The 12,498-nt window shown below is 34.8% G+C and carries 11 protein-coding genes; 8 read left to right on the forward strand and 3 right to left on the reverse strand.

From position 1 onward, the window contains the following. Positions 1 to 24 precede the first annotated feature (24 nt). The 8 genes from P3L56_RS02270 (at position 25) to P3L56_RS02305 (ending at position 8,485) form a co-directional block, all read left to right on the forward strand. Positions 25 to 762 (forward strand): molecular chaperone, encoded by a 738-nt coding sequence (locus P3L56_RS02270; protein ID WP_166685601.1) that lies wholly within the window; start codon positions 25 to 27, stop codon positions 760 to 762. After that, on the forward strand, positions 737 to 1,327 hold the full coding sequence (locus P3L56_RS02275) for a hypothetical protein (protein WP_166685600.1): 591 nt from the start codon (positions 737 to 739) through the stop codon (positions 1,325 to 1,327). The genes P3L56_RS02270 and P3L56_RS02275 overlap by 26 nt, the downstream gene beginning before the upstream one ends. A 16-nt stretch (positions 1,328 to 1,343) precedes the next feature. Continuing rightward, the gene (locus P3L56_RS02280; protein ID WP_166685599.1) at positions 1,344 to 1,904 is read left to right on the forward strand and encodes a fimbrial protein; all 561 of its coding nucleotides are present in this window, start codon (positions 1,344 to 1,346) and stop codon (positions 1,902 to 1,904) included. Between the two features lie 10 nt (positions 1,905 to 1,914). Next, complete coding sequence (locus P3L56_RS02285; RefSeq protein ID WP_233102484.1) at positions 1,915 to 2,628, forward strand: molecular chaperone; 714 nt, start codon at positions 1,915 to 1,917, stop codon at positions 2,626 to 2,628. A 105-nt stretch (positions 2,629 to 2,733) separates the two neighbouring features. Next, complete coding sequence (locus P3L56_RS02290; RefSeq protein ID WP_210831923.1) at positions 2,734 to 5,289, forward strand: fimbria/pilus outer membrane usher protein; 2,556 nt, start codon at positions 2,734 to 2,736, stop codon at positions 5,287 to 5,289. Between the two features lie 33 nt (positions 5,290 to 5,322). Further along, positions 5,323 to 6,516 (forward strand): hypothetical protein, encoded by a 1,194-nt coding sequence (locus tag P3L56_RS02295; RefSeq protein WP_166685597.1) that lies wholly within the window; start codon positions 5,323 to 5,325, stop codon positions 6,514 to 6,516. A 27-nt stretch (positions 6,517 to 6,543) separates the two neighbouring features. Further along, positions 6,544 to 7,329, forward strand: a complete 786-nt coding sequence (locus P3L56_RS02300; RefSeq protein ID WP_166685596.1) for a molecular chaperone — start codon at positions 6,544 to 6,546, stop codon at positions 7,327 to 7,329. A 133-nt stretch (positions 7,330 to 7,462) separates the two neighbouring features. After that, positions 7,463 to 8,485 carry an isoaspartyl peptidase/L-asparaginase family protein gene (locus P3L56_RS02305; RefSeq protein ID WP_166685595.1) on the forward strand — a complete coding sequence of 341 codons (1,023 nt, stop codon included), beginning with the start codon at positions 7,463 to 7,465 and terminating at the stop codon, positions 8,483 to 8,485. A 112-nt stretch (positions 8,486 to 8,597) separates the two neighbouring features. Here P3L56_RS02305 and P3L56_RS02310 read toward each other — a convergent pair whose 3' ends face one another. The 3 genes from P3L56_RS02310 to P3L56_RS02320 all read right to left on the reverse strand — a co-directional run bounded on the left by P3L56_RS02310 (position 8,598) and on the right by P3L56_RS02320 (position 12,447). Continuing rightward, positions 8,598 to 9,074 carry a FidL-like protein gene (locus tag P3L56_RS02310; RefSeq protein WP_166685594.1) on the reverse strand — a complete coding sequence of 159 codons (477 nt, stop codon included), beginning with the start codon at positions 9,072 to 9,074 and terminating at the stop codon, positions 8,598 to 8,600. Further along, positions 9,075 to 9,998 carry a transcriptional regulator gene (locus P3L56_RS02315; protein WP_198861104.1) on the reverse strand — a complete coding sequence of 308 codons (924 nt, stop codon included), beginning with the start codon at positions 9,996 to 9,998 and terminating at the stop codon, positions 9,075 to 9,077. It lies immediately after the preceding gene. 454 nt (positions 9,999 to 10,452) lie between these two features. Further along, positions 10,453 to 12,447: a TonB-dependent receptor plug domain-containing protein gene (locus tag P3L56_RS02320; protein ID WP_198861105.1), complete on the reverse strand. Its 1,995-nt coding sequence runs from the start codon at positions 12,445 to 12,447 to the stop codon at positions 10,453 to 10,455. Positions 12,448 to 12,498: the final 51 nt, after the last annotated feature.

Here is a 12,498-nt window from a genome sequence, read left to right on the forward strand (position 1 = left end):
ATCTTTAGTTTGTGGATATTGATAATGAAAACAAAAGAGATGAAAAATTTTATGCACAAGAAATTATTAGGAATTAAGTCACCTTTTTTAGCTCTGTTGTTTTCGTTAACGACTTTACCTGCGTATTCAAGTGGGATTGGTTTAAATGCAACTCGTTTAGTGTATATACAAGGTGAAGAAAGTACTTCAATAAGTGCCAGAAATAATACGGATATTAATTATCTAGCTAAATTTACCATTTCTAAAACACCTAACGGTGTTGGTGAGGCTCCATTTACTATTTCACCACCATTAATTAAAGTTGATGCTGGTAAAAGTCAAGATATAAGAATTTACGCATTACCTAATGCGTTACCAAAAGACCGTGAATCAATATTTTATTTTAGCGGTAGAATGATCCCTGCGACAAATGGCCCATTGGAAAGTACGGCACTGAATATTGGCTATAACAATATCATTAAATTATTTTACCGACCTGCAAATTTGACAATGTTACCGACTGATGCGTATAGCCAGTTGGCTATTAAATCAACTCCAACAGGGGTTATGGTTGAAAATAATTCACCCTATTTTATTTCACTAAATGAACTGAAAATTAATGGTGTTAAGGTTGGCTTAAGCCTACAAAAAAATAATACCATGATTTTTCCGTATAACTCATTGAGCTATATCGTTCCAGAGAATGGACGTCGTGGAACTGCCCAATGGACTGTTATAAATGATTTAGGAGGCGAAAATGTTTATAGCGGACAGGTACGTTAATGTTTTTACTAAATGTCATAATATAATACTGACAATATTAGTATTATTACTACCAATGGCAAAACTATCGTATGCGCAAACAACATTGGAAGTAATAGGCAGTGTTTCTAAAGGTACATGTAGCGTTGCAGTACCAGATAAGGAAGTTGTTTTTTCAGATGTAATTTTGACACGTAATGTTAAATTATCGCTGAATGATAAAACGTATGTGAAACCATTTACATTTAATTATTCTTGTGAGGATTTTGATTTTTCTAATAATGCAACTTCTCCTTTTATGATGAAAATCACAGCGGCCAACGGTACGTCTGTAACGCAAGATAATCGCCTTCATCCAGCTAATAATGTTACACATGCAGCGTTTATTTTATCTAGTTGTGATAACGATAAGAAAAATTGTGAAATAGTAGATGTTAATTCAGGTGGTATTATTAATTTTAACATTGAGCAAAATGGTAATTTAGAAAAACATTTTGAAGTTAGTATTGTTAAATTAGATTCTTCCCAAGAACTAACGCCTGGAGAGTTGGTTTCTTCAGTGGATATCACATTAGTTCAACCATAATTTAAGGTGATATAAAATGAGTGCTTTAGTAAAAAACAATTATGGTTATATTTTATTATTATTCAGTTTAATGGGTGGGGCTATTGCTAATACGCCTGGTACACATGAATTTACTTTTAATGTTACAGTACCTAAAAATACATGTGAAATAGCAATTAAAGGTACATCAAATAATGTTGTAGATTTTGGAAATATACCATTGCATAAGTTTAAAAAAGATGCATCTGATGGAAAACTTAAACTTCCATTTACAGTTACATTATCAAAATGTAAAACTAAAAATTTTGAAAATAATTATCTTACCCTTGAAGGGAACTATACTCAAAATGATGGTTTTCTTGATGATCCAGGTAAGACATTTGCAGTAAGAATCTCTAAAAAGGATAATGCTAAGCCTGCTGATCAAGATTTTATCACAAATACAAATAAAGTTATTTGGAATAATATTGTTGAAGACCAACTTTCAAAAGATTTTTATGCATATGTTATGTGTAAAAACAATACTGTAAATTGTGCGGTAGATGACAATATTGGTAAGTTTAAAGCTACCTTAACATTAACCTATATTGCAGATTAAGAGATTTATCATGTCTATTATGGTTATTAGGTTTTTTTTGTTATCTTTCTCATTTGTTTTTATTTTTTCATGTGCAAAGGCTGATGGAATAGCTTTGAATCAGAGTCGAATTATTTTTTCTGAAAAAGATAATAGCCAAATAGCTCAGGTACGTAATGAAACAAATGATGCTTTTTTAATACAATCTGCGATTTTAAAGGAAGTTGATGGGGGGGCAGTTAATAATTTTATTGTCGCACCACCTCTTTTTAAAATATTACCTAAAAGCGAATATTCAGTTAGGATAATACCAAATAAAATTGATGAGCTACCAAAAGATAAAGAGTCAATATTTTACTTTAAAATCAGAGCATTACCATCAGTAAATAAAAATGAAAGTGATGAGAATAAAATTGGGATGGTATTTGTCACAGCGATTGTTATAAAGCTTTATTATCGACCGGAATTAATTAAATCTCCGAGTCAACAAGATTATAAAAAGCTTACCTTAGTAAAAAAAGATGGCGGTTGGAGTTTTTATAATCCAACACCTTATTATATGACTGTGGTTGATTTTAATGTGGGAGGTAATATGCAAAGCTCATCAGTGCTAATTCCTCCGTATGATTATTACAAAATTAACAGAAATAATATTAATGGGGAAATAAGTTGGCGGTTATTAAATGACTTTGGTACTCCAACTGAAAAATTTTATTTAAAGATCAGTGAAAATACTGGCTCGTAAATAGCTATTTACGAAAAATTTATAATACTTTTTTATTAAACTGATAGTTCAGTTTTCAGTAGGCTATCGATTAAATTAATATAAAGATAAATAAAGGCTATTGGGATGGAAAGAAAATTTTTAAAAGTCAGCTTATTATCTACATTGATCTGTTTATCTCTATATTCTTATGGCGATGACTACTTTGACCCTAGTATGCTGGAAAGCCAATTAGGAGTTGACCCAACTCTTGTCGATCTCTCTCAATTTAGTGCATCAAATAGTGTTCCAGCTGGAGAGTACCATATTCGAGTGCATGTTAATCGCAATAACTTAGGTGATAAACTCATTAAGTTTGTGCCAAATGTACAAGGTACTATTGTTCCTGAATTTACTCCTGCGCTTTTAGAATCTTGGGGAGTGAATGTTAAAGCTATACCATCACTTAAGTCGTTACCTGCTGATACTAAAATTTTAAATATTGCAGATTATATTAAGGATGCCACAGTCACACCAGATATTGGAAGTTTGCAATTAAGAATTTCTATTCCACAAATTGCAATGCTAGACAAGTCTGAAGGGTATATTGATCCTAAATTATTGGATGATGGTATCCCTGCGCTATTTTTTAATTATTTTGTGAGTGGTAATAAATCAAGTACTGATATCAAGTCTATAGGTACTCAAAAAACGGATAGCATATTTTCTACTATAGGTGCAGGTTTAAATGCGGGTCCTTGGCGCTTACGTTCTAATATGTCCTATTCAAGAAGTTCTGGTGATTTTGGAACAAATTCGTCAACGCACTTCTCAAATACTTACATTATGAGAGCCCTTCATTCAATTCGTTCATCGCTAACTATTGGCGAGACTAATACGGGGGCGGATGTATTTGACCCTATTCCCTTTAAAGGAATTAAACTTACATCAGATGAACAAATGCTACCTAGCAGTCAGCGCGGGTATGCACCAGAGATCAACGGTATTGCACAGTCTAATGCACAGGTCACAGTTCGTCAGAATGGTTATATTGTTTATCAAACCTATGTATCCCCAGGCGCATTTAGCTTAAAAGATATTTATGCGACAGGTAACGCAGGTGACTTAGACGTGACTGTCCGAGAAGAAAATGGGACAGAAAAAACCTTTACTATCGCGTTTTCATCATTACCAGTGATGTTACGTCCTGGTGGTTATAAGTATGAAACGAGTGCTGGACGATATGATGGTGGTTATACAAGAGGATCTCGAGAGTCTGATTTTTTCTTAGGTTCACTTATTTATGGTTTACCAACGAATAGTACCCTATACGGCGGTTTGTTGATGGCAAAGAACTATTTTTCAGCGGCGGCAGGTGTAGGGGTTTCATTAGGCCGGTTTGGTGCATTATCTGCGGATATAACCCATTCAACGGCTAATATGGATGGTGAGTTAGGTGATAGATCTGGGCAATCTTTTCGTCTTCGTTATTCTAAAAGTTTAACAACAACGGGTACTTCTATTGACTTAACGGCACTACGTTATTCGACTCGTTCTTATTTTAGCTTTGCTGACTTTAATAATCATGACTATCGTTTGAAAGATGATGTGGCACCGTGGTTAAATCAGCGCCAACGTAGTAGCTTCACGACAGCAATAAGGCAATCATTAGGTGAATATGGCAGCATCTATTTATCTGGCAGTATTTATGATTATTGGGAAATTAATCGAGAAGTTCGTCAATTAGCTATGGGTTATAATGCTACGTTTAAAAAGATTAATTACTCAGTGAACTATAGTATAGATCGAGTAAAAGATGATGGTAAATGGCCAGAAAATCGTCAAATATCGGTGAATGTTAGCGTACCTTTCAGTATTTTCTCGAATAATGAAATGGTTAGAAATATGTCTAGTACTTATTTTTATAGCCAAGATAACAATAACAACATTACTCAGCAAGTCGGTCTAAGTGGTAGTTTCTTAGATAATAAGCTGTCTTATGGTGTTTCTCAGGGGTATGGCAATAAAGGTGTCGGTAATAGCGGCTCTATTTATGGAAACTATTCTGGATCAAAAGGAACTGTTTCAGCTGGCTATAATTATTCTAAAAATAATCGCTCTGTGAATGGTAGTGTGAACGGTGGTGTTGTTCTTCACCAAGGTGGCGTTTTACTCGGCCGCTCTATGGGAAGTAGTATGGCGATTATTGAAGCACCAGAAGCAACAGGTGCGAAAGCGAATAATAAAGATAGTGTTGTAAATAGTTCAGGTTATGCGCTTTATCCATATGTTTCACCATATAACTCTAACATTATTTCTATGGATGTGAACACACTACCTGAAAATGTGATGTTAAAAGAAACCACTAAAACAGTTTACCCTTCTGACGGTGCGGTGGTAAAAGTGAAGTTTGATACGAAAGTAGGTTATCAAGCGATTATTACGTTAAAAATGGCGGATGGTAGTATTGTGCCATTTGGCGCCATTGCTACGCTCATAGAGAGTAATGTAACTGAAGAGAACACGGGTATAGTTGGTGATAATAATCAGTTATTTATGAGTGGACTTCCTACAGAAGGTAAATTAAATATTCGTTGGGGTAATGGCCAAAGCCAGCGTTGTATAGCTGCATATTCAGGTTTAGATAATGTGGTGTCGACAAAAGCGCAACCAGTACGTTCAATTACTGCAACATGCCAGTAATAGCTTAGTTTATTTAGAGAAGGTTAAAGTAAAATGATGATTAGACACAAAGAAAAAACTTTTCTATTAAAAGGCATTCCATTGCTGTTATCGACATTAATGCCTAATATTGCGGAAAGTTCTGTTCTTTTACCACCAATATCCCTTGTACTACAGGGTTTAATAGATTTAGATGAGCCGAAAGGTGTGAATCAACCCTATTTAGTCGAAGGACGGCTAACTGGTGGAACGTCAATAACACTATCTCCAATATACTCACCTTCATATCAAAAATCTTGGAATCAAAGCTTTTCTTTACTTTCAATTTCAACAAGCTCAATTAGGTGTAACGGAAATATAGGTGAGAAAATTGGAAATAGCAGTCGTCGTGGTTTTCCTTTAGTACATTCAAGGGATAGCACATTGAAAGCTTGGGTTGTCCCTTCAATTCGTTATCATATTGCTCTCACAGGTGCAGGGGCTGGAAATGGTGGAAAGTATTTAAAAACAAGCTACTCTGGTAGGCTGTTTACTCAGGAACATGATGGATTAGTTGACTTAGAGTCATGGTATAACCAAAATACTTGTTTGATACCTGGTACTGATACCATTACAACAGGTGGGGGAACTAAAGCTATTAATCTATATGCTGATGGGAAATTTGAACTTTATACAAATAAAACTATTTCCCCAGGTCGTCTTAGCTATACCGGTGATAAACTATATATAGTGGCTCATGGAAATTCAACGGATGTTGATGCCACAGCTCCACTAAATTTTGTAACGGATTTGAACATTGTGAGGATTTGCAAAATTAGTCAAGTTGTTAATGACAATATCAATGTTACGATAGGGCGAGATAACCAAGTTATTGAAGAGTCGAGTTTTCAATATACATGTACGGGTGAAAATAAAGATTTGGCAATGTCTGCGGTAGTGAAAGAGGGAACATTAAAATCAGATCCCACCAAACTATTTTTTGATACTCTAGAAGGTAAACCAGCATCAAGCCCTCCTTGGTTAATGGGAATGCCTTATCGTGAGGGTGATAATTCTGCTTTTTCTTGCAAGGATGAAAATAAGAAAGGAATGATCAACTTTAATAACCAACCCGTAGATTTCAGTTTTAAATCTATTTCGAATATTGCACAAACAATGCGTATTAAGTGGGCTATTTGTTCTAATGATAATGTAACCCCTGGTAAGTATCGTGCTCGTGTAGAACTTGCTGTTTATACTAAAGTATAATTCTTTTATCTTTCGAAAGGTTTTTAGATGAAAAATTTGTCTCATATTTTACTTTCATGCTTGCTCTTTTTTAGTGTTACTGGCGTTAATGCCGGTTATGCTGAAACTAGTATAGATACAATTATTTTTCCCTTTGAGAGAAAAACCTTTATAGAAGGAAATAAAAGCGTATCTTTTCATTTACGTAATGGAACAACAAATATTCCTTACCTTATACAGGGGTCCATGGAATATTTTAGTGAAGCGACAGGAAAAAATGCAGAAAAGGAGAATAAAGTAGAAAAACTCCCTTTTATTATAACACCTCCATTATTTAAGCTAGAACCAGGTAAAGCTTATGATTGGCGAATTTTATTTTCAGGTAATGCAGATAGTTTGCCAAAGGATCGTGAGTCTGCTTATATTGTCAAGTTTAGAGCTATCCCGCCAAAGAAAATAGATACAGATGAAGAAGTTAAAGGTGATAATAAGAAAACAGATTTTACGGCAATTCAAGCTATTCATTTTAAAGTTTACTATCGGCCAAAAGCATTTGAAAAATTATTAATTGAAGATGCTCAAAAGAAGCTAAGTTTTAGGGTTGAAGGTAACGAGTTAGTAGTAAAAAATGATTCTCCTATTTATATGGCATTAGATAGTTTTGAAGTTGCTGGTGTAACATTTGAAGAAGATGAATTATTTAAACCTTTAATTCCACTTGGTGAGCAACGATTTAAATTTAGCGGTAACATTAAATCAGGTAGTAAAGCAACATGGTCAGTACTTGATGAATTAGTTCTTGATTTACCTAAAGAAACGAGTGTTATACAGTAATTCTTCATCAGATAGTTATTTCAACTGATTACTTTTATTTATAGTGGCTAAGTTGAATATCTGTGCTTTTTTATGGGTATGTAAATATATGTTAATTAAAAAACACAATATATTAAAAAGATTAGAATTAAAAATGAAGGTTAGTGTTTTTTATTTATCTCTATTTATTTTACCTATATCTGCAATGGCAATAGATAAGAATAACTTCCGTCTCGTTATTCACGGTGGGGCTGGAGATATCATCTCAAAATCAGTTTCTTATGATATACAAAAAGAACACGAAGCTAAGTTAACCGAAGCCCTGCAAGCTGGATATGATATTTTATCTAAAGGTGGAGATAGTTTGGATGCTGTCCAAGCCGCGGTGATCATTATGGAGGATTCGCCTCTTTATAATGCAGGTAGAGGTTCTTCATTGACCGTTGATAATAAAGTTGAGTTAGATGCTTCGATTATGGAGGGACGTGATCATAAAGCAGGGGCAGTTGCAGGCGTTTCTAATATTAAAAATCCAATTATGGCTGCATACAAAGTGATGACAAAAAGCCCTTACGTCATGATGGGGGGAGTCGGTGCAGAGCAATTTGCACAATCTGAGGGGCTAGATATTGTTGACCCATCTTATTTTATTATTGAATCACGTATTGAACAGTTAAAAAAGGTTAAAGAAATTAGTCATAAAATTGACCAAGAAAAAGGCGTTGATGCTGCTTTATATCAAGATCCACTGATGTATGACTACAAATATGGCACGGTGGGGGCAGTGGCTGTCGATATTCGGGGTAATTTAGCAGCAGCAACGTCGACTGGTGGAAGTACAAATAAACATTATGGCCGCATTGGTGACTCACCAATTATTGGTGCGGGTACCTACGCGGATAATAATACGATTGCAATTTCAACCACGGGTCTAGGTGAAGTTTTTATTCGTGCGCTGGCGGCTTATGATGTGGCGGCTCAAATAAAGTATCGTAATACCCCATTAGCAGAAGCAGCGGTAAATACGTTGAATTCTGTGAAAGATATGGGAGGAAGTGGCGGTATTATTGCAGTGGATAATCAAGGTAATTTTGTTATGCAATTTAATACCAAGGGAATGTTCCGCGGAACGATTGGCCCTGATGGTGTTCCACAAGTAGCGATGTTTGGCCCGTAATTTAATTTTTATTTTTCTATTCTGGTTTATTTATTTTATATCTTACTGATTGTATTAAAACGATTTCCCATGTTGACGGTTTTGCCTACTATAATTAGTAGGCTTTTTTTTATCACTGTATATTACAGGTAAAAGAAGAATACGCTTCATCTTTTAGGATATAAATATTATCTTCCATCTTAGTGATATTTACATAATACTTTATTTTATCTTGTTCCAGTTGGATAAAATTGGAAAATACTTCTGGAGGGGTATTATCTGATGAAGTGATGGAAAAAGAGGTAAAGTTTATGGAGAAATTACCTTTATAGTCAATTTGTTGATAATTAAAGTAGATAGCCCTATTTAACCGATATGTGAATTCATGGTTTTTAATATAACCATACATGTTCATTCTACCATGACTATCTTCTGCAAGTTGAATTGTAACTTTAGATTGTAAATTTAGCCCACTTTGAGTGCCATCATCTTTAATCCATACAATTTCAGAATTACAGATTTTTATATCACTTTTTTCTTTTTTTACAAGATACGATGCAATAGTCACTGAACTCACTAAAATTAATGAGACGACAATATATTTTTTCATTTAAATTCTCTGATCGTTAATTGATACACAATCATATTTGCTATTCATTTCTTTACAGATACTAATAGAAAGGTTTTTATCAACTGAATATGACCTGCTTAAATCAGATAAAAGAATTATTCTTTTAGGTTCATCACAGGATATATTATATTTATCGAGTTTAGCTTTTATGAAAGTAATATTATCATCTGAAGTTTTTCCTATCATATCAAGGGGAGTTTGTATCACACATTTCCCTCGATTACTTAATGTTAAATAGCCATTTGTGGTGTCAGGTTTCGGTGATAGATTATAAATAGATAGATAGACTAAATAACACGCTGCTAATGTTGATATTGTTAGTAGCAATAATTTTATAGATTTTTTATTCTTTTGTGCTTTTTTGATTTGATGATTATGTATTGTGATTGTCTTTTGTTTTCCAATTGGGGGTTGAGTGAGTTCTATTGCTGTTTCTTTATTATCTAAATCCATTGTAATAATATTAGGAGCCAAAATAGGGGGTTCTATATGTGTATGTTTTTTTTGACTATAGATGATCTCATCATATTGATTTTCGGTATCGATAATTTCACTTTCATGGATAGAAATATGACTATCAAGACGGAACCCTTTTTTAGGTACCGTCACGATTGATTTAGGATCAATGCCAATCTGCTCAAGTTTTTTTCTTATTTCACTGATGTAAGTGTTTAAATTATTATTTGAACCTACAAGACCGTACTCTTCCCACACATTAGTAAGAAGTTCATCTCGTGTTGCGATTCCTTTTTTCAGATTTAATGAAATAATCTCACCGAACAATCGAGACGCTGGTTTTGATAATTCGATATTTTGACTGCGGTCAAGTTTTAAATAAATTAAACTTGAATTTTGCTCAAAAATATACTTTTCATCAATAGTGTAGTCATGTGAATAATTCATAAATGCTGTTTGCTCTCTCTAAATTAAATGTTGAAATAGCAGAATTCTATAAAGATGTAAATTTTTAACATCAGACTTAATTAATTTAAGCTAAGTTATTTTTTTTGGTTTTTATTCTTATTCTTATAGTCTAAATAGGGAATCAATTAACTTCAAGTATTGTTAGATGAGCATTTTTGTGATTTATTGGTAAATTTATTGAATTAAAGTGCTTATTGTTATTTTAAACTAAGTATATTTTTTATGGTGATTTTAAAATCTATAAAATAATCATGATTATTGTTAAAAAAACATAAAAATCTTTAAAGATGTTAAAGTGTGGAGAGGGGCTGTTTTGTGGGAATATTCCTAGGTAATTACACTTAATATTAGTGGTTTTTATTTTTAATATAAAATAATTTTTAATTAAATTATATTAGGCAAAGGATTAAACCTCTGCCTAATATATTAAATGTTAGTATTTATATTCAATACCTAACCAATAGTTACGACCTTCTTCTATATAGCCATTGGTGTATTCGTAGGATTTATCAAATAGATTATTTACAGAGGTGTTGACTGAAATACCTTTCCCTAATTCATAATCGAAACGAAGGTCAGTTTTGGCGAACCCACGTACTTTGCTGTCATTATCGACATAGTTAAATGCCCAACTTCTTGCTTCTTCGGTAAGCGTAATGCTAAACGGTTCGTAAGGAGTCAATTTCACCCAAGCAAAGGCTTTGTGGGTAGGTAGCTCGGCGACATGTTTGACACTGTAGTGTTTTGGATCAGCATGAATATAGCCGTAGCTTAAGCCTGCTTCTAACCAATCGGTGATTTGCCCTGTTGTTCCTACATCAATGCCAAAGTAGTCGACTTTGCCACTATTGCGGTTTTGTAGCAAATCACCGCCATCAGCATTTTTGCCAATATGGTGTGCCATGATGGCATCCGAAACGTGGTTATAGTAAACACTGGTTGTATAGGTCCATTGTGGTGTGACATATCCTTTGTAGGTTAAGTCGTAGGTAAGGGCACGCTCTGCATCAAGGTGAGGGTTAATAACGAAGGAATCATCACTCTTCATTTTGTTTTTTGTATAACGCTCTTTTTGCGTTGGGAAACGGCTTCTTTCTGACACAGAAAATTGGATGGTATCTTCATTCGTTAAGTGGTAGCGAGCCATCACTTCCCAGTTAAATGCATGTTGGTTATTTCCATCATAGGTATTAAAGTCGCCTGATTTATAATCATAACGTTTACTATCAGCACTTTTGCGCCAGTCATAGCCAATACCGCCGACAATATCTAGCTTATCAGTCGCAACCCATTGATATTCCGTAGCAATGGAATAGGTATTATCTTTATAGCGGTCGAATGGCATATCTCTTTTAGACCTAGCGCGGTGTATGTCTTCTTTCCAGTGTGCGGCAAATGAAAGCATATCTAATTCACGCACCGTGAAGTCAACACGCATATCGGCACCATTGCTATAGTCATCATAACGACTGTAGTTGTAAGTACCTTTCTTATAGTCTTTCACAGACTTATATTGATGGAGTGTATTCTTAAAGGTATCGTGATATAGGCGGCTTTGTAGTGCGATATCATTAGTTATTTGAGTTGTACTATTGAAGTAGATGCTTTCTTTATCATAGGCAGGCCATTGCCAAATTTGTTGTTTCTTACTGGTAACGCTCGGTGCACTGTTTTTATCACCATCTTGTTTTAGGTAAGTAATCACATACTCGTCGGCTTCGCGGGGTGTCCAACCGACTTTTACCATCATACGTTTATCATCTGTGGCTGAATTCGGGCGGCGACCATTGCTACCTGCTAATGGATTGTTATTTTCTGCATCTGGTATTCCCATAAAACGCTGCTTATATTGGCTACCGCTAACTTGGATAAAACCTAGGTCGTTACGGCCACCTAAGCGTGCACTAATATTGTGAGCGTTATCTGCACCGCGGGCAAAGCCTTGGTTGAAGTTGATATTGGCTTCAAATGGCTTTTTAGGTGTAGCGGTCGTTAAGTTAATCGCACCGCCCATCAAGTTAGGCCCTTGCAGTAATGAGGTATAGCCTGTAGAGAGTTCAACACTCGCGAGTTCGCTAGTCATAAAACGCCCAAGATCAAGGGTGCCGTCATAAGGGACATACGTTGGGACCCCATCAAAAAAGATAGGGACTTGGCGGCTATCAAAACCTCGCACATTAACTTGAGTTTCGTTACGATTCCCTGACTTTTGAATAGAAACCCCTGGCATGGTACTCAATGCTTGTGCCACGTTGGTTTTATTCAACTGTGTCATTTGCTCTTGCGTGATGATATTCGCATCCGCAGCAAGTGGTGTACTCCAAACTGACATTACATCAGTATTTTTTTCGCTGTTAACTGAGGCGGCGTGCCCTTGCGCTGTGAATAAAGCCATCCCAACCAAATAGGTTATTTGTTTTATTTTCATTATGTCTTTCCCGTTTCATTAATTTCGATACATTGTTTTTTATATAACGAT

This window comes from Providencia sp. PROV024, from assembly GCF_032709665.1.
Classification (GTDB): Bacteria; Pseudomonadota; Gammaproteobacteria; order Enterobacterales; family Enterobacteriaceae; genus Providencia; species Providencia huashanensis.

Coding starts and splice junctions, on each gene's coding strand:
- P3L56_RS02270 (WP_166685601.1), top strand. CDS start 25: ATGAAAACAAAAGAGATGAAAAATTTTATGCACAAGAAATTATTAGGA.
- P3L56_RS02275 (WP_166685600.1), top strand. CDS start 737: ATGTTTATAGCGGACAGGTACGTTAATGTTTTTACTAAATGTCATAAT.
- P3L56_RS02280 (WP_166685599.1), top strand. CDS start 1,344: ATGAGTGCTTTAGTAAAAAACAATTATGGTTATATTTTATTATTATTC.
- P3L56_RS02285 (WP_233102484.1), top strand. CDS start 1,915: ATGTCTATTATGGTTATTAGGTTTTTTTTGTTATCTTTCTCATTTGTT.
- P3L56_RS02290 (WP_210831923.1), top strand. CDS start 2,734: ATGGAAAGAAAATTTTTAAAAGTCAGCTTATTATCTACATTGATCTGT.
- P3L56_RS02295 (WP_166685597.1), top strand. CDS start 5,323: ATGATGATTAGACACAAAGAAAAAACTTTTCTATTAAAAGGCATTCCA.
- P3L56_RS02300 (WP_166685596.1), top strand. CDS start 6,544: ATGAAAAATTTGTCTCATATTTTACTTTCATGCTTGCTCTTTTTTAGT.
- P3L56_RS02305 (WP_166685595.1), top strand. CDS start 7,463: ATGAAGGTTAGTGTTTTTTATTTATCTCTATTTATTTTACCTATATCT.
- P3L56_RS02310 (WP_166685594.1), bottom strand. CDS start 9,074: ATGAAAAAATATATTGTCGTCTCATTAATTTTAGTGAGTTCAGTGACT.
- P3L56_RS02315 (WP_198861104.1), bottom strand. CDS start 9,998: ATGAATTATTCACATGACTACACTATTGATGAAAAGTATATTTTTGAG.
- P3L56_RS02320 (WP_198861105.1), bottom strand. CDS start 12,447: ATGAAAATAAAACAAATAACCTATTTGGTTGGGATGGCTTTATTCACA.